At 71.3% G+C, this 17,770-nt stretch carries 14 protein-coding genes; 3 read left to right on the top strand and 11 right to left on the bottom strand.

Going from position 1 to position 17,770, the window contains the following annotated elements; genetic code table 11:
• Positions 1–46: 46 nt before the first annotated feature.
• The gene (locus ABZU91_RS28110; RefSeq protein WP_355246684.1) at positions 47–421 is read left to right on the top strand and encodes a VOC family protein; all 375 of its coding nucleotides are present in this window, start codon (positions 47–49) and stop codon (positions 419–421) included.
• A gap of 61 nt (positions 422–482) precedes the next feature.
• Here ABZU91_RS28110 and ABZU91_RS28105 read toward each other — a convergent pair whose 3' ends face one another.
• The 6 genes from ABZU91_RS28105 to ABZU91_RS28080 form a co-directional block, all read right to left on the bottom strand.
• Complete coding sequence (locus ABZU91_RS28105) at positions 483–773, bottom strand: DUF1905 domain-containing protein (RefSeq protein WP_355246681.1); 291 nt, start codon at positions 771–773, stop codon at positions 483–485.
• A gap of 66 nt (positions 774–839) precedes the next feature.
• A complete protein-coding gene (locus ABZU91_RS28100; RefSeq protein ID WP_355246678.1) occupies positions 840–1,655 on the bottom strand; it encodes a hypothetical protein in 816 nt (271 codons plus the stop codon).
• Between the two features lie 31 nt (positions 1,656–1,686).
• The gene (locus ABZU91_RS28095; RefSeq protein ID WP_355246675.1) at positions 1,687–2,337 is read right to left on the bottom strand and encodes a response regulator transcription factor; all 651 of its coding nucleotides are present in this window, start codon (positions 2,335–2,337) and stop codon (positions 1,687–1,689) included.
• Positions 2,328–3,545 (bottom strand): sensor domain-containing protein, encoded by a 1,218-nt coding sequence (locus tag ABZU91_RS28090; protein ID WP_355246672.1) that lies wholly within the window; start codon positions 3,543–3,545, stop codon positions 2,328–2,330. Before ABZU91_RS28090 ends, ABZU91_RS28095 begins: the two co-directional genes overlap by 10 nt.
• Positions 3,542–4,882: an FtsX-like permease family protein gene (locus tag ABZU91_RS28085; RefSeq protein WP_355246668.1), complete on the bottom strand. Its 1,341-nt coding sequence runs from the start codon at positions 4,880–4,882 to the stop codon at positions 3,542–3,544. Before ABZU91_RS28085 ends, ABZU91_RS28090 begins: the two co-directional genes overlap by 4 nt.
• Positions 4,879–5,616 carry an ABC transporter ATP-binding protein gene (locus ABZU91_RS28080; protein WP_355246664.1) on the bottom strand — a complete coding sequence of 246 codons (738 nt, stop codon included), beginning with the start codon at positions 5,614–5,616 and terminating at the stop codon, positions 4,879–4,881. The genes ABZU91_RS28085 and ABZU91_RS28080 overlap by 4 nt, the downstream gene beginning before the upstream one ends.
• Before the next feature lie 212 nt (positions 5,617–5,828).
• Between ABZU91_RS28080 and ABZU91_RS28075 the strand changes: the two genes are divergently transcribed.
• Positions 5,829–9,293: a ThuA domain-containing protein gene (locus ABZU91_RS28075; protein ID WP_355246662.1), complete on the top strand. Its 3,465-nt coding sequence runs from the start codon at positions 5,829–5,831 to the stop codon at positions 9,291–9,293.
• A gap of 197 nt (positions 9,294–9,490) precedes the next feature.
• A complete protein-coding gene (locus ABZU91_RS28070; RefSeq protein ID WP_355246659.1) occupies positions 9,491–10,237 on the top strand; it encodes a hypothetical protein in 747 nt (248 codons plus the stop codon).
• A 50-nt stretch (positions 10,238–10,287) separates the two neighbouring features.
• On the opposite strand, the gene ABZU91_RS28065 is transcribed toward ABZU91_RS28070, so the two are convergent.
• The 5 genes from ABZU91_RS28065 to ABZU91_RS28045 form a co-directional block, all read right to left on the bottom strand.
• Positions 10,288–13,371 (bottom strand): S8 family serine peptidase, encoded by a 3,084-nt coding sequence (locus ABZU91_RS28065; RefSeq protein WP_355246656.1) that lies wholly within the window; start codon positions 13,369–13,371, stop codon positions 10,288–10,290.
• A gap of 282 nt (positions 13,372–13,653) precedes the next feature.
• The gene (locus ABZU91_RS28060) at positions 13,654–14,598 is read right to left on the bottom strand and encodes an acyltransferase domain-containing protein (RefSeq protein ID WP_355246653.1); all 945 of its coding nucleotides are present in this window, start codon (positions 14,596–14,598) and stop codon (positions 13,654–13,656) included.
• A 57-nt stretch (positions 14,599–14,655) separates the two neighbouring features.
• Positions 14,656–15,459 carry a sugar phosphate isomerase/epimerase gene (locus ABZU91_RS28055; RefSeq protein ID WP_355246650.1) on the bottom strand — a complete coding sequence of 268 codons (804 nt, stop codon included), beginning with the start codon at positions 15,457–15,459 and terminating at the stop codon, positions 14,656–14,658.
• Positions 15,456–16,610, bottom strand: coding sequence for a dihydrodipicolinate synthase family protein (locus ABZU91_RS28050; RefSeq protein ID WP_355246648.1), 1,155 nt, complete (start codon positions 16,608–16,610; stop codon positions 15,456–15,458). Before ABZU91_RS28050 ends, ABZU91_RS28055 begins: the two co-directional genes overlap by 4 nt.
• Positions 16,607–17,758 carry a Gfo/Idh/MocA family oxidoreductase gene (locus ABZU91_RS28045; protein ID WP_355246645.1) on the bottom strand — a complete coding sequence of 384 codons (1,152 nt, stop codon included), beginning with the start codon at positions 17,756–17,758 and terminating at the stop codon, positions 16,607–16,609. Before ABZU91_RS28045 ends, ABZU91_RS28050 begins: the two co-directional genes overlap by 4 nt.
• Positions 17,759–17,770 lie beyond the last annotated feature (12 nt).

Below are 17,770 nucleotides of genomic sequence, written 5' to 3'. Positions count from 1 at the left end.
GTGTGCTTCCGGTCGGGTCTTCGGATCGACCGAAAGACGGGTACGCGTGACAGTCACGTTCAACCACACCATCATCGCCGCGACGGACAAACACGCGTCGGCGGCCTTCTACCGGGAACTGTTCGGACTCCCGGAGGCGCCCTCGTGGGGGCCGTTCGTCAACGTCCTGCTGGACGAGGGTGTGCTGCTCCAGTTCGCCGAGCCGCCGGTGGACATCCAGATGCAGCATTACGCGTTCCTCGTCGACGACGAGCTGTTCGCGCGTGGCCTGGCGTACATCCAGGAGCGAGGCATCACGTACTGGGCCGACCCGCACATGAAGCGGCCGGGAGAGACCAACACCGAACACGGTGGCCGAGGGTTCTACTTCAAGGACCCGGCGGGACACGCGATCGAACTGATCACGCGCCCGTACCTCTAGCAGCCGCCCCTGGTCGGACGCTGTGGCTCGGCGTCCGACCAGGGCGTGCGGGGCATCCGCGTTACCGCGGCCGTACGGCGAGGCGGATGTGCACGACGTCGTCGACGGCGATGCCCTCCTTGTCGCGCACCGAGTCCCGCAGCGGAAGGACATAGCCCTCGTCCTTCGGGAACAGCGAGGTGCGCCACCGGCTTCGCCCCAGCCGGACCTCCACCGGGATCATGCCCCAGCCGTAGGTGACCGCCGCTGCCACCTGACGCACCATGTCGACGCACTCCGGCGGGATCGTCACGAAGTGGTAAGGCGACGGCCCTCGCCACTCCCACACGGCACCTTCGAAGTCGTACTCCATGACGGCATCAGACCACGCGGAACCCTTTCGGTAGGGACGGCGTGCCCCAAGACCCGGCCGAGACGTCTATGGCGCGAGCCGGCAGCAGGCCACAGTGGCGTCGTCCGGAACCAGAGCGTCAGGGTCGCCGCGCACCTGGTCCTCGAACTCACGGACCCGGCGGATGACACCGGACGGACCGTCGACGGCGAGCACATCCCGCACGCCCGGCCAGTTGGTCAGGCCGTACGGGCTGACGATTCGGCTGGCGCCGTTGCTGAGCATCGCGACGCCGTTCAACTCGTCGAGGGGGTGGCTGCCGGTGGCCGCCTCCCAGGCCGCCTGCGGATCGTCCTTGGCGATCCAGTAACCGTCCGGCTGGTTCCGGCGGGCGCGCAGCGCCGCGACGCAGGTGGCGCGGATGCGGTCGTACTCCGGGGTTGCGGGTGTGACGCCGGCCAGGGGCGCCGCGCACTCCCGCCTGGCGACCAGCTCGCGCTCGTCGGTGACCACTCGCACGCCGCCGCCGACCTGGTCGAGCACGAGGTACGAGTCCGCGAGCAGGAGGTGGTCCAGCCGTCCCCGGTGGGCGCGGGCCATCAGGACGGTGGCCTGAGGGCTGCTCGGGTCGGCGATGTCGCAGGTGGCGCGGTGGGCGGCGGCCGTCTCAGCGATGGCGTCGGCGAGGATTGCCGCGAGGTCCCGCCCGTCGGCCCGGGAGAGGCCGCCGAGCAGTGTGCCGCCGAGACGGTGGGTGTACCAGGCGACCCCGTGCGCGCAGAGCGCCTCGGCTCCCGGAATGCCGGCACCGTCGAGCAGTACGACAGCGCCGGGGACCGCCCCGACGAAGTCCTCGTTCGGCCTGCCGGCCCTACCGGCGCTCGTCGCGAAACTGACGTGCACGGGTCGCTCCTTCGAAAGAGGGGGTCCCCGCTCAGCGTGCCGCGTTCAGATAGCGCAGCACGGCGAGGACGCGCCGGTGGTCGGTCGGCGCTTGGGGTAGGTCGAGTTTGGTGAAGATGGCTGTCACGTGTTTCTCCACGCTGCGCGGGGCGAGGTGGAGTGCCTCGCAGATGGCGAGGTTGGACCGGCCCTCGGCCAGCATCCCCAGGACCTCACGTTCCCGCTCGCTGAGCCGGGCTACGCCCGCGTCCACCGACGGCGCCGCCAACAACTGGCGTACCACCTCCGGATCGAGCGCCGTCCCACCGGCGGCCACCCTCCGCAGCGCGTCGACGAAGTCCTCGGTGCTGACGATGCGGTCCTTCAGCAGGTAGCCGATCCGGCCCGGGTGCTCGGCGATCAGTTGCCGCGCGTACCGGGTCTCCACCCACTGGGAGAAGACCAGCACGCCGGTCTCCGGGTGGGCCGCGCGGATCGCCAGCGCCGCTCGCAGGCCTTCGTCGGTGAAGGTCGGTGGCATCCGTACGTCGACGACCGCCGCGTCCGGCCGGTGTTCGTCGACCGCGGCACGTAGATCGTCTCCGTTGTCGACGGTGGACACGACGGTGATTCCGTGATCGGTCAGCAGCAACGTGATCCCGTCGCGCAGCAACGGGTTGTCCTCGGCGATCACTACTCGCACGGCAGCTCCACGATGATGGTCGTCGGTCCACCGGGCGGGCTGTCCAGCCGCAGCGCGCCGTCGAGCGACTCGGCTCGCCGGATCAGCCCCGCCAGACCCGTACCCCTGCTCCCGGATCGCGCCCCGCCGCGCCCGTCGTCGGTGACGGTCAGGCGCAGGATGCCACCCTGGGCGCGAAGGTCCAGCCGGACCCGGCTGGCTCCGGCGTGCTTCGCGACGTTGGTGAGGAGTTCGGCGGCGCTGAAGTACAGCGCCGACTCCAGGTCGGGTGTCGGCCGCTGGGGCAGGTCCACGCGCACGTCGACGGGCACCGCGCTGCGCGCGGCGAGGGTCTCGATCGCGGTGCTCAGGCCGGCGTCGAGCGCGGGCGGGTGGATGCCCCGCACGATGTCCCGCAGTTCGGCCAGCGCCTCCACCACCGCGCCCCGGGCCTGCGTCACCATCGCCTTCAGCTCCGGCTCGCCGGCCCGCCGCTCGATGCGCGACAGAGCCACGCCGAGCGCGACCAGCCGGGCCTGCGGGCCGTCGTGCAGATCCCGCTCCACCCGCCGCAGCAGCGCGGCCGCGTCCGCCCGCAGCGCGGCGCGGCTGGCCTCCAGAGCCGCTATCCGGACCCGCTCGGGGCCCGGCTCCAGCAGGGCCCGCACCAACCACCGGTCCAGCGACACGATGAGCCGGAAGTACCAGGGGAACACCAGCAGCGCCACCAGACCCTGGGCGACCAGCCCCCAGGTGCCGCCCCACGGCGGATCCTGGGGGAAGCGGTGCATCCACACGGGATAGGTGACGCCGACCAGCCCTCCGACGATGATGGCCCCGCCGAGGTAGGTTGCCGCGGCCATCAGCGGCAGCCGCGCGAAGCAGTACGCGAGGGCCTTCCAACCGCTGGCGTCGGTCAGCACCGCAGCGGTCCACCGCACCGGGCCCGGCCCACGGGGGCGCAGGGGTGGAGGGTTCGGCCAGCTCCAGCCGAGGAATAGCCGGGCCGGTCCGCGGAAGTACCGCACGGTCAGCCGCGCGAGCACCAGCACGCCGGTCAGCAGGGGCAGCCCGATCGTCAGCAGCGACAGCGCGGAGAACACCAGTCCCAGCAGTGCTATCGCGAACGTCGGCACGGCCAGCACGGTTCCGGTGAGCGTGTATCCGACCTCGCGCCAGGTACGGGCAGCTGTGGGAGCACGCAGGACCGCGTTGACGACCGGCCTCACGAGTCGACCGCCAGCGATTCCACCGCCGGGCGGCGCATCGCGACCAGCGCCGGCACGACGGTGCCCACCAGCACCAGTCCGATCACCACGGCCAGGCCACCGGCCAGCTGCCCGGTCGGTAGGTACGGCGTCCACGTGCCCAGCATGCCGTGCAGCATCGGCAGCATGGTGACCATCGCGACAACGGTACTTACCGCCAGAGCGGTCACCGTCACCAGCAGGGCTTCGCACACGACCACGGCCAGCGCCCGCATCCTGCTCGCGCCGACCAGCCGGGTCACCGCAAGCTCCCGGCGTCGGGCCAGCAGGACGGTCACCAACGTGTTCACCGCGGCGACGGCGGCGAAGGCGACGTAGACGACGGTCCCGGAGTACTCCGTCCACACCCGCGCCGCAGGTTCCGCGACGCCGCGCACGTGCACGGACGTGGTGTGCGTGACCACCTTCACCATGGCGAACGCGATCGCCAGGACCAGTGGTACCAGAGCGCCGGACAGCGCCTTGGCGCGCACCGCGAGGTTGTCCGCGGCCAGCGCCCCGGTGCCCCCGAACAGTCGCGTCAGTGGGGCGGCCAGCCGTAACAGGACCGGACCGAGGAAGCCGGCCCCCACGCACATCGCCAGCATCGTGAAGAAGCTCGACTCGCCGGCCTTCGCGGGGTCGCCACCCGCGATCCGAATCGACAGCGCCACGCCGCCGGCCATGAGCACCAACCCGATCGCGGTACGCACCAGACCGATCCGGCGTCGCGGAACGGCCGTCTCGGTCAGCGCGGCAGCCGGGCGTACCCGGGCCGGGCGCAGCGCGGCGATCAGCGCACCAACCAGCGACGCCCCGACGGTGATGCCCGTCGCGGCGGGAAGCGCCGCGGCCGAGGGGTGGAACGTCACGCCGGGCGGGATCACCTGATGTCCGGTGAGTCCCGCCAACCAGGCGTGGGCGAGCAGGGCACCGAGCGGTACGCCGAGCACGCTCGCCGGCACCGCCACCACGGCGGCCTGGGTCGCCACCGCGCGGCGCACCCGGCCCGGAGTGGCACCGAGTGCCCGCACCAGCGCGATGTCCCGGGCCTGTCGGGCGATCGACGACGTCATGGTCAACCCGACGATCAACGCGGTCAGGTACACCGACACCACCACGAACAGCGTGGCCATCTCGGGGATCGAGCTCTCGGTCAGCACCTGCCGGGCGCTCGGGTCCAACCGCGCGCCGGACATCGAGGAGCTGGCGCCCAACGCTCCGGACACCAGCGCGGCGGCCAGACACTGGGTGACGAACGGACCGGCGAAGGACCACGGCTGCTTGCGCAGCGCCTGCCTGGTCAGCCCCGCGCTCACCGGGCCACCACCGGGTCACCCGTGGTGGCGCGCAACCGTTGGGCGATGCTCGCCGGATCGGGCGTCGGGACGTCCGCCACGACCTCTCCGCCGCGCAGCAGGATGAGCCGGTCGCTCCAGGCCGCAGCCAGCGGATCGTGGGTGACCATCACCACCGTCACCCCGGATCGGTCCACCCCGCCCCGCAACAAACGCAGCACCTGCTCACCGGTCGTCGGATCCAACGCCCCGGTCGGCTCGTCCGCGAACACGACGGCGGGACGGCCGGCCAACGCACGGGCAATGGCGACCCGCTGGCGCTGACCTCCGGACAACTCACCGACGGACCGGCCAGCCAGCCCGGACAGACCCACCTCGGCCAGCACCTCGTCGAGCGGGCGCGGGCGCGGTCCGCCCAGCCGCCGGGGCAGCAGCACGTTCTGCCGCACCGTCAGCTCCGACAGCAGGTTGTACGACTGGAAGACGAAACCCACCCGGTCGCGGCGCAGCCGGGTCAGCGCGCCTTCGCGCAGGCGGGTGACGTCCCGGCCGACCAACCGGACCCGGCCCGACGTCGGCCGATCCAGTCCCGCCGCGCACTGCAGCAGGGTGCTCTTGCCCGACCCGGTGGCACCCATCACCGCCACGAATGTGCCAGCCGGCACCGCGAGCGAGATGCCACCGAGAGCGACGACCGGCCGTCTGCGCGACCCGTAGGTACGGGTCACCGCGTCGAGTTCCACCACGTTGTCCATGCGTCCCACCCTCGACGCTGGCGGCGATCCGGACATCCGGGTGGCCCGCACGATGCTGGTGCGGTTACCCGTACCGCGTGTCAGGCCGATCCGGCGGCAGCAGGAAACCGCTTACCTCTGCTCTATTGACGCTCGTAACTGGCTGTCAGTACCGTGATGCGGGCAGCGAGAAAGCGCTTTCCGACCCTCACCGTCCGACAGGGAGCGCCCCCATGCCCAAACACCTGCGCGCGATCTGCCTCGCCCTGCTCACCGTCGCCACCGTCCTGAGCACCGCCACCGCCCTGCCCGCCGAGGCTGCCCCACGCTTCCGGGTGCTGGTCTTCTCGAAGATCACCAACTTCTACCACGACTCGATCCCGGCCGGCGTCGCCGCGATCCAGCAGCTCGGGACCGCGCACAACTTCGAGGTCGTCGCCACCACCGACGCGGCCGCCTTCACCGACGCCAACCTCGCCACCTTCGACGCCCTGGTCTTCAACAACACCAACTCCACCCCCGCCTCGGGCGACCTGCTCAACGCCAGCCAGCGCGCGGCGCTGCAGACGTTCATCCGCAACGGCGGCGGCTGGGCCGGGCTGCACGCCGCCTCGGCGAGTGAACGGGACTGGCCCTGGTACGAGGGCCTCGTCGGCACCATCTTCGACTACCACCCCGACTTCTCGGCCACCGGCGGGACGTACCCGGGTCGGGTCAAGGTCCTCGACCGGGCCCACCCCTCCACCCGCAACCTGCCTGAGCTGTGGGAGCAGAGCGAGGAGTGGTACAACTGGCGGACCAACCCCACCGGCAACGTGCACACCCTCGCGCAGATCAAGGTGCGTGACGGGATCAACGGCCTGGACGAGGGCGTCGACCACGCGTACTCCTGGTGTCAGCGCTACGACGGCGGACGGTCCTGGTTCACCGCCGGCGGGCACGCCAGCTCCCGGTTCAGCGAGCCGGCGTTCCTGGAGCATCTGCGCTACGGCATCGAGTGGGCCGCCGGCGCGGTCGCCGGCGACTGCTCGGCGACCGAGACCGGCACCTTCGAGCGGGTGGGTCTGGTCACCGAGAACCTGGCCGACCCCTTCGAGTTGGCCGTCGCCCCCGACCGCAGGGTCTACTACATCCAGCGGACCGGCGCGCTCAAGGTGGTCGACTCGAACACGCTCCAGGTCACCACGTTGCTCGACTTCGCGTACACCTCGGCGATGACCGACCAGTCCGACGGACTGCTCGGGATGACCCTGGATCGCAACTTCGCCAGCAACGGCTGGGTCTACCTGCTCTGGTCCGACAAGACCCTCAAACAGCTCAACCTGTCCCGGTTCACGGTGGCGAACAACAGCGTCGCGCTCTCCTCGGAGAAGCGGCTGCTGACTGTCCCGACGTACCGAGGCGTGGGTCGGGCCAACTCGCACATGGGCGGGTCGCTGGCCATGGACGCGGCCGGTCGCCTCTACGCCGCGATCGGCGACAACACCGACCCGTTCGCCTCCAGCGGCTACACCCCCGTCGACGAGCAGTCCGGCCGGGCCGCCTGGGACGCCCAGGGCACCGCCGGCAACACCAACGACCTGCGCGGCAAGATCCTGCGGATCACCCCGCAGGCCGACGGTACGTACACCGTGCCGAGCGGCAACCTCTTCGCGGCCGGTACGGCGAAGACCCGGCCGGAGATCTACGCGATGGGCATGCGCAACCCGTTCCGGATCACCATCGAGGCGGGAACGAACGCGGTGCTCGTCGGTGACTACGGCCCGGACGCCCGCGCCGCGGATGCGAACCGTGGCCCGGAGGGGACTGTCGAGTTCAACCGCATCACCGCCCCCGGCAACTACGGCTGGCCGTACTGCGTCGGCAACAACATCCCGTTCAACGACTACAACTTCGCCACCAGCACCTCCGGGGCGAAGTTCAACTGCGCGGCACCGACGAACAACTCCCCCAACAACACCGGCCTCACCACGCTGCCGGCGGCGAAGCCGGCGCTGGTCTGGTACGCCTACTCCGCCTCGACCCAGTTCCCCGAGGTGGGCACCGGCGGGGGCGGCCCGATGAGCGGCCCGGTCTACGACTACGACCCGGCGAACACCCGTACCACCAAGTTCCCCGAGTACTTCGACGGCAAGTGGATCACGTACGAGTTCACCCGCAAGTGGTTCAAGACGCTCTCGATCCACCGGACGGCCCAGACCTTCACCACCTCGCGCTTCGGTCCCACCGCCGTCGGCGACCTCCAGTCGATCAACGGGATCTTCGAGAACATGAGCTGGATCCAGCCCTTCGAGGCGGAGTTCGGCCCGGACGGCTCGCTCTACGTCATCGACTTCGGCGAAGGCACCGGCAGCGGTCGCGGCGGCAGCAACGCCGGCGCCGGCATCTACCGGATCGACTACGTGGCAAACGGCCGACCACCGACCGCGAAGATCGCCGCCACCCCGGACAGCGGGCGCGCACCGCTCACGTTCACCTTCTCCTCGGCCGGCACGACGGCCGGTGACGGCACGGCGCTCAGCTACGCCTGGGACTTCACCAACGACGGCACCACCGACTCCACCGCCGCCAACCCGAGCTTCACCTACCCGACCGCCGGGACACACACCGCCCGACTGACCGTGCGCAACAGCGGCAACGGGCTGACCGCCACCGCCGTGACCGACGTCGTCGTCGGCAACACCAGGCCGACGGTCACCATCACCGTGCCCAACGGCGGGTTCTTCGACTTCGGCGACAAGATCCCGTACACGGTGACGGTCACCGACCCGGAGGACACCACCATCGACTGCGCCAAGGTGACCGTGCAGACACAGCTCGGCCACGACACGCACGCCCACCCGCTGGACGTCTACACCGGCTGCTCCGGGTTGCTGGCCACCGAGGCGGACGCCGGCGACGGACACGGGCCGGGGCAGAACCTCTACACCCTGATCACCGCGCAGTACACCGACGGCGGCGCGGCCGGCGGCGTACCGGCGCTGACCGGCTCGACCCGGGTCCAATTGCAGCCCAAGAGCAAGGAGTCGGAGCACTTCAGCGCGCAGTCCGGCCTAATCGTCAACGACCGGACGACCGCCCGCGCCGGCAAGCGGCTCGGCGACGTCGACCACAACGACTGGTCGGCGTACGGGCCGGTGGACCTGCGCAACATCGGCTCGGTGACGCTCGGGGTGACCAACGGTGGTCTCGGCGGCACCATCGAGCTGCGCACCGGCTCGCCCACCGGCACCCTGATCGGCACGGCCACCATCGGTTCGACCGGAGGGTGGGACAACCTGGTGTCACCCACCGTCACCCTGACCAACAAACCGACCGGCACCACCACCCTGTACACGACGTTCGTCAACGCCGCCCAGGTCGGCGGCACACCGGACCTGATGTCGCTGGACTGGATGCGCTTCAACGGCGCCGGCGTCAAGCAGGAGCCGGGCGGCACCCTCACGATCGCGGCCAACCCGACCGGCGGCGCAGCTCCACTGACGACCACGCTGACCGCCACCGCGACAGCCCCGTCGGGGCAGAGCATCACCGACTACGCGTGGGACTTCGGCGACAACAGCGCCGTGACGCACGGTACGACGCTGCGGTCGACGAGTCACAGCTACGCACGTAAGGGCACCTTCACCGCCCGGGTGACGGTCACCTACACCGGCGGGGAGACCCGCTCGCTCAACCTGAGCGTCACGGTCACCTGATCCATGGCCCGGGGGCGGGCGGGACACCCTGCCCGCCCCCGCGGAGCCGCTGACGACCGGCATAGGCATCCTCGTCTCGCAGACCCGCGCCTGAGTGCACAGACGCGCTGACGCCACCGGGACACGCCGGCGCGGTGGTTGATCGTTTCCGCTCGCTCGCGGCAGGGAACTGCTCAAATCGAGGCAGAGGGGGAACCGTGAGCACATACGCACTGTCGTCGACCACCCGAGCACTTATCCTGCCGTTGCTGGGCATCGTCGCGCTGAGCACGGCCTGCACGACCGGCGACGGCACGTCCGACGCGGCGCCGTCGACCGCGTCGACGACGTCGCCCCCGGCGAGTCCGGCCGACCAGCCATCCGGAAGCGCCAGCGCTCCGACGACCATTCCGACGTCGGCCTTCGTGGAGCTACCGCCCGAGCTGCGGAAGTCTCCCCGCCGGTCGACGCCCGTCGCCGAAGCCCTGCCGAAGCTCTGCGCCAACGAATTCGGCACCGGAGGCCGGCAGGTCACCGCCAGCGCGGCGATGACGGTGACGTACAAGAAGGCCGGCGAGCCCGACAGCAACACACCGCAGGGCATGATCCACCAGACCATCTTCACCTTCGACGGTGACGGCGCGACCGACTACCTGCGGCGCGTGGGCGATGCGGTGCGGGCGTGCCCCTCCTTCGACCAGCAGGGCAGCACGGTCACGGTCGAGAGCAAGGCGGTGACCGGTGTCGGGGACGACGCGTTGCTCGTGACCCGGACGTGGAGCGCGACGAGCATGAACGGTGAGCGCTCGGGCGGTGCCGGCTCCAGCCAGATCGCCGTGGCCCGGGTCGACGGGGTCGTGACGGTGTTCGACGACCAGGGCTGGGAGGGCAGCAGCGGCAACCCGACCATCCTCGACCGGACCATGCGCGACGGCGTGCACGCCGTTGACGCCTGGCAGCGCTAGAAAGAACAGTGGGGCGGCGCACGACGGCGCCGCCCCACTGTTTCGTACGGCTACTCCTCCCAGGCGCTCTGCTGGGTGGACACGAGGTTGCCGGGGACGACCGTGCCGTTGGTGCGGTACTCGGTGTACGCCCAGAAGTCACCCTCGGGCAGCGGCCGGTTGGGCTTCAACGTGAAGTTGAGACTCTGCCCGCGCTCCGTCGTCGACGGCAACGTCAGCGTGGCCGGCGCGTACGTGGCGTTGCGGCCGATGATGGCGTGGCTCAACTGGAAGTCCACGACCGGGCCACCGGGCACCTGCGCGAACACGTACGCGGTGTAGCGCCCCGGCTCGGGCAGGAACTTGTACGCCTGCTCCGCGCTGGTCCAGTACCTGTCACTGCTGTAGACGAGTTTGTCGCCCTTGTACAGGTACAGGTCGAGGTTGGTGTTCGGATCCTCGGTGTTGGCCTCGACGATGATGCCGGCGGTGTTGGCCGGCACCGTGAAGTCGACCTTCTTCACCCCGGACGCGCTCGGGTCGAACACGCCGCCGTACACGCCGGCCGGCATCGAGTACGACTCCCGGCGCATCGGCGTGTAGCCGGTGCTGCGTCCGGTCAGCGGCCCGGTGAAGCCCGGCTGGGCGTAGCCGAACGAGCCGCTGGTCATCCGGCCGAACTCCTCGCCGTCGTCGGCGTACGGCCGGGGGGTGATGCCCCACGGGCGGGCGGCGACGGGCATCCGGGCGCTGTGGGCCTTGCCCTTCCAGGTGATCGACCCGGTGACGTACCGGTCCCAGGGGGCGCTGCCCCGACGCAACGTGATGGTCACCGTCGCGGACTTTCCGGGCGCGAGCGTCACCGACGCGGGCGACACCGTCACCGTCATACCGGGCAGGCCGGACACCGACGACCGGTACGTCTCCCGCGTGTTGCCCACGTTGGTGAGCGTGCGGGTGAGGGTCACCGGGCGGGTGCCGTCGTACTCGCGCAGCGAGATGGCCGGAAGGTTGAGTTCCTTGCCGTCGGGCTGGGCCGTCTCGCTGAACGTGACCAGATCGGCGGCGGTCGGCTCGATGACCAGACCCGGGTCCTTGGCCCCGGCGAGGTTGATGAAACCGCTACCCTGGTCCAACGGGCTGCTGGTGCCCTGGGTGTCGGTGGCAGTGGTCCGCAGGGCCGAGGCGACGGTTCCCGGCGACCAGGTCGGGTGGGTGGCCCGCAGGATCGCCGCCGCGCCGGCCACATAGGGCGACGCCATCGAGGTGCCGGAGTACGCGTCGTAGTTCCGGCCGAAGTTACCCGCCGGCGAGACCGCGGCGATGATGTCCGTACCCGGCGCGACCAGGTCCGGCTTGAAGACGCCGAGGGTCACCTTGTCCGGGCCGGTGGAGGAGAAGTCCGCCACGCTCGGTACGCCCGGAACGCTGGAGCCGTCGCCGCCGGTGCGCAGCGACACCCTGGCGTCGGCCGGGTGGCGCATCAGGTAGTTGAACAGCGTGCCGGCCTGCTTCTCGGTGTTCAGGTAGACCACCGGGAAGTTGTAGACCGAGTTGACCCGGTAGTTGCCCTCCGGGACGAACACGACCATCGCCGCACCGCCCTTCTCCTTCACCTCCAGCGCGGAGTTGAAGGGGGTCGACAGCGCGCAGGCGACCACCTTGCCCTTGATCTTGGCCGGGTCCAGGCTGCCCGGCTCGCAGTACGCCGAGCCCTGCTCCAGCGAGCCGGCCTGGTCGCCGAAGACCATCGGCCGCGAGGCGTCGCCGGGCAGGGCGTCCAGCGAGCCGCCGACCAGCTTCGTGCCGTCACCGAGCTTGACCGTCGCCTCGTTGGGGTTGGTCACCGCCGCGCCCACGGTGGTGACCCAGGGCGCCGCGTTGCTGATGGCACCGCTCACGATGCCGGTGTTGCCCGCCGACGCCGCCACGAAGACCCCGGACAGCGTGGCGTTGAGGAAGGCGACGCCGATCGGGGTGTTGGCCTCCCAGTCGCCGAGGTCGCTGCCGATGGAGAAGTTCAGGACCTGCACACCGTCCGAGACTGCCGCGTCGATGCCGGCGATGATGTCGGCGTCGAAGCCCATCCCGCCCCAGAGCACCTTGTAGACGGCGATCTGGGCGTCCGGCGCGACACCGGAGACGGAACCGAAGGAGCGGCCGTCGATCGTGACGTCCCGGACCGGCAGACCGGCTGCCGTGGACGCGGTGTGCGTACCGTGTCCCGACATGTCGCGGGGGGACAGCACCTCACCCTCGGGCACCGAGCCGCCGCCGGCGAGCCACGTGTCGGCGAAGTACCGGGCACCGACGATCTTGCCGTTGCAGTGCCCCGCCACGAAGGCCACGCCGGTCTGGCACGTGCCGTGCCACGTCTTGGGCGCGGGCATCGTCTTGGCGAACGAGGCGCTCTCCGGCCAGATGCCGGTGTCCAGGACGCCGACCACCATGCCCGCTCCGGTACCGGGGCCGGGCTTGACCGGCTTGGCGGGGGCGGTGGGCTTGGCGGCGTCGTCCGTGGTGGACGGAGCGACCGCGGTGGAGGTCGGCGTGCCGGCGGTGGTGGCGTTCGGGGAGGCCGCGAGCGGCGTCGCCGAGCGCGTGCCCAGTGCCCGTGCGGCGGTGACGGCGCGGACCCGCTTGTCGGCCCGCAACGCGGTCGCCTGCTTCGCGGTCAGCGTCGCCGAGAACCCGTTGAAGGCGGCGGTGTAGGCCGTCTTGACCTGGACACCGGCCGCGGACGTGACGGCGGACCGCTGCGCGTCGAGGTGCCGGCGGTACGCCTGCGACGGTGCCGACGTCACGTCCAGCCGGTTGCCCGGCGTCGGGCGGGTCCGCGCCAGCCCCGACGTCCCGCCGACGTACGTGGTCAGCGGCTCCTCGGCCAGCTCGACGACGTAGACCCCGGAGCCGTTGGCGTCCACGGCGCTCTTCGGGCTGGTCCCGTCGGCGTCGGCGCGACGGTCGGCCCCGTCGGTCAGTGTGGTGCGCTTGTCGGATCCGTTGGAGAAGTAGCCGGGGCTACCGCTGGCCGGCCGGTCCGCGGGGGCCGCGGACGCCGATCCCGCGACACCGGTTGTGCCGGTGATCATCGCGATGACCAGCGTGGGTAGCGCCAGTCTTCGCAGGTTGTTCCCGCTCGTGCTTGTCGACACGAGACTCCCTTCCATCGCTCCTCTGTGGAGCTTTCCTGTTGACCGCGACCCGCATGGGAGCGCTCCCCCACCTAAGCCCGCGACGGTTAATCGAGGGTTCGAACGGTGTTACGGATCGCCGGTGCACATAAGATCACGATGTTTCGACCGTGCCTAGATCATGTTTTTTCGCCGCGACTGAGGAAGAATCAGCCGCTCCGGCCAGCGGGCTCCGGCGGGTGCAGCGAACCGGGGACCCGGGGTCCACGCACACCCGGACCAGCCGGGCCGCGTCAGTGCGGCTCAGATCGGGAAGCGACCCTGACGCCACTGCCAGTGCCGGCCGGACGACAGATGATCGACGATCGCGCGTTGCAGGACGGTGCGGCGCGGCAGCTCGTCGAGCGGCGTGGTCAGCGTACGGAACACGAACCGCAGCACCTCGACGTCGGCGTCCAGCCCCTCCGGCTCCTCGTAGGGTTCCAGCTCGAACCGTCGCTGGAACCGGATGATGTTGGAGTCCTCGGGCAGGTACTCCCGCAACTGGGGGTCGAGAAGCCACGAGCCGCAGGAGAACGCCGTGTAGTGCTCGTCCGGGAAGTGGCGCGCGAAGAAGACGCGGGCCTCGTCGAGCGACGCCGAGACCGCCTCCGGGGTCAGCGGCCCCGCGTCGGGGATGTGCAGCCCGATGGCGCCGTCGCCGCGGTGGTGCTGCAACCGGCCCAACTCGTAGACCGCGCCGCGCACGTGCAGCGTCAGCCAGCTCTGCATGACCGGCCAACCCTCGCCGCGCATCCGCCGGTCGACCGCCAGGTTGCGGCCCAGGTCCGCGAGGGTCGCCCAGGACACGGCGTCGGGAACGCCGTGGTCGCGGTGGTAGCCCCGCACGACCTCGACCAGGGCGAGGTACGCGTACACGTAGAGATGCCGCCAGGCGGGGCCACGGTCGAGCGGCAGCTCCGGGCCGGGTGGCAGCCAGGCGTAGCCGCCGAGATCCGCGCGGACCAGCGCGATCGAACGGTCGAGCAGCCAGCGCAGCTCGGGCGTCCACAGTGGTGACCCGTCGTCCGGCCAGCCTGCCATGATCTCGGTGATGTCGTCCGGAGGTACCGCGAGCCGCTCGAGGATCGCGGGCACGTCGGCCTTGGCGGGCAGCGGGGCCGAGGGCCGGTCGCCGGCGAGCCGGTGCACACGCTCGACGGCCTCGACAGGTGCCCCGAGCAGGGCCGCGGTCTCGGACAGATCCACGCGGACGACCTTACCCGCCGGGTGGCATCGGCCCAGGGCCCGTACCCGTCGCGGTGGTCAGACGACGTGGCGCAGGTAGCCGGCGATCGCGGCGTCCAGCACCTCCGCGCCCGGCCGTGCCCAGACCTCGGCGGAGAAGACCTCCACCTCGATCGGACCCCGGTAGCCGGCGGCGTCCACGGCCTCGCGCAACCGTCGCAGCTCGATGCACCCGTCGCCGGGTAGGGCGCGTCCGAGCAGCACGCCCTCCGGCAGCGGCGTCACCCAGTCGCAGACCTGGAACGCGGCGATCCGCGCGCCGGCGCGGTCGATCTGCGCGTACACCGTGTCGTCCCACCACACGTGGTACGCGTCGACGACCACGCCGACCACCGCCGGGTCGAACCGTTCGGCGATGTCGAGCGCCTGGCCGAGGGTGGCGATCACGCATCGGTCGGCGGCGAACATCGGGTGCAGCGGTTCGATCGCCAGCCGTACGCCGGCCGCCGCCGCGTGCGGCGCCAGCTCACCGATGGCGTCGGCGACCCGACGCCGGGCCCCGTCGACGTCCCGGCTGCCCGCCGGCAGTCCGCCGGAGACGAGTACCAGCTCGGGCGCGCCCAGCGTGGCCGCCTCCTCGATGGCGCGCAGATTGTCCGCCTGCCAGTCGTCGGCGGAGAAGAAGCCGCCCCGACACAGCGAGGTGACGGTCAGCCCCGCGTCGCGGACCAGCTTCGCCGCGCGGGCCAACCCGTACCCGGCCACCGGCTCCCGCCACAGCCCGATGCCCGGTACGCCGGACGCCACACAACCGGCGACCACCTCGGGCAGCGGCCAGTGCTGGGCGGTCGCCTGGTTGAACGACAAACGGGCGAGACTCATTGGACAACCCCCGCCACGGTGAAGAACGCCCGGGCACGAGCGGCGGCCAGCTCGGCGTCGGGCAGCAGCCCGGCCGCGTCGGCGAGGGTGAGCAGGGTCGCCAGGTGCGCCGGGGACCGGCCGGCCTGCGCACCGCCGACCATCGTGAAATGGTCCTGGTGCCCGGCCAGCCACGACAGGAACACGATGCCCGTCTTGTAGTGCCAGGTCGGCGCCGCGAAGAGGTGCCGGGCCAGCGGCACGGTGGGGGCGAAGATCTCGTCGTACGCGGGCAGGTCCCCCCGGTCGAGGGCGGACAGCGCGGCTGCGGCGGCCGGCGCGATGGCCGCGAACACGCCGAGCAGCGCGTCGGAATGGCCCACCTCGTCACCCCGGATCAGCTCCGGATAGTGGAAGTCGTCGCCGGTGTAGAGGCGTACGCCCGCCGGCAGCCGGCGGCGCAACGCCACCTCCCGGTCGGCGTCGAGCAGCGACACCTTGATGCCGTCCACGGTCCGCTGGTGCGCCTTGATCAGTTCGAGGACCGTGTCGGCGGCCAGGTCCAGGTCGGCGGACCCCCAGTAACCGGTCAACGCCGGGTCGAACATCGGGCCCAGCCAGTGCAGCACCACCGGCTCACCGGCGGCGGACAGCAGCTCGTCGTACACCCGTAGGTAGTCCTCGGGGCCGTGGGCGGCGGCGGCCAGGTGCCGGCTGCACATCAGCACCGGCCGGGCGCCGGCGGCCCGGACGTCGTCGAGCTGCTCGCGGTACGCGGCGGTGACCTCGGCCAGGGTGGCCGGGCCGGTCGGGAGCTGGTCGGTGCCGACGCCGGCGACGATCCGGCCGCCCACCGCGCGGGCCTCGGCGGCGCTGCGCCGGATCAGCTCCCGGGTCGCCGGATAGTCCAGCCCCATCCCGCGCTGGGCGGTGTCCATCGCCTCGGCGACGCCCAGCCCGTACGACCACAGGTGCCGCCGGAAGGCGAGCGTGGTGTCCCAGTCCACCACCGCCGGGGCGCCCGGCACGTTCTCCGCCCTCGGGTCGGCGACCACGTGCGCGGCGGCGTACCCGATCCGGCCGGTCGCCGGGCCGGCCGGGCGGCCGAAGCCACCCGCCCCGGCCAGCCGGTGTCGCCGACCGCCGGGCAGGACCACCTCGGCGACCCTCATGCGTGCAGTTCCGGGACCTCGACGCGGACACCCTCGCGGGCCGCGCGGAGCCCCAGCTCCGCGAGCTGTACACCGCGCGCGCCGACCAGGAAGTCCCACTGGAAGGGCTCGCCGGCGACGACGTGCCGCAGGAAGGCCTCCCACTGCACCTTGAAGCCGTTGTCGAACTCCTCGTTGTCGGGGACCTCGGCCCACTGGGCGCGGAAGTCCTCGGTGACCGGCAGGTCCGGATTCCACACCGGTTTCGGGGTGACCGCCCGGTGCTGCACCCGGCAGTTGCGCAGCCCCGCGACGGCGCTGCCCTCGGTGCCGTCGACCTGGAACTCCACCAGCTCGTCGCGGTACACCCGCACACCCCACGACGAGTTGATCTGCGCGATCACGCCGCCTTCGAGTTCGAAGATGGCGTACGCGGCGTCGTCGGCGGTGGCCGCATAGGTGCGGCCGTCCTCGTCGACCCGCTCGGGCACGTGGGTGCGGGTCACGCAGGAGACCGCGGTGACCCGGCCGAACAGCTCCTGGAGCACGTAGTGCCAGTGCGGGAACATGTCGGAGGTGATGCCGCCGCCGGCCTCGGCGCGGTAGTTCCACGAGGGGCGCTGGGCCGGCTGCCAGTCACCCTCGAAGACCCAGTAGCCGAACTCGCCGCGCACCGAGAGGATCCGGCCGAAGAAGCCGCCGTCGACGAGCCGCTTGAGCTTGCGCAGCCCGGGCAGGAACAGCTTGTCCTGCACGACACCGGTGCGGACACCGGCCGCGTCGGCGGCGCGCGCCAGGTCGAGCGCGGCGGCGGTGTCCTCGGCGAGCGGCTTCTCGGTGTAGATGTGCTTGCCGGCCTCGATCGCCTGGCGGATCGCCTTCTCCCGCTGCTGGGTCACCAGGGCGTCGAAGTAGATCTCGACGTCGTCGCGGGCCAGCGCGGACGTCAGGTCGGTGGTCCAGTCGGTGAGGCCGTGTCGCTCGGCGAGCTCGCGGAGTTTGGTCTCGTTGCGTCCCACCAGGACCGGTTCCGGCCAGATGGTCGTACCGTCGGCCACCGTCACGCCGCCCGACTCGCGGATGGCCAACAGGGACCGGACGAGGTGCTGGCGGTAGCCCATGCGTCCGGTCACGCCGTTGACGATGATGCCGATCGACCTGCGGGTCATGGTGATCCCTTT

The organism is Micromonospora sp. NPDC005174, assembly GCF_040608495.1.
Lineage (GTDB): Bacteria > Actinomycetota > Actinomycetes > Mycobacteriales > Micromonosporaceae > Micromonospora.
Note: the sequence above shows the minus strand (reverse complement) of the source record. Positions and strands in the feature narration are given on the sequence as shown.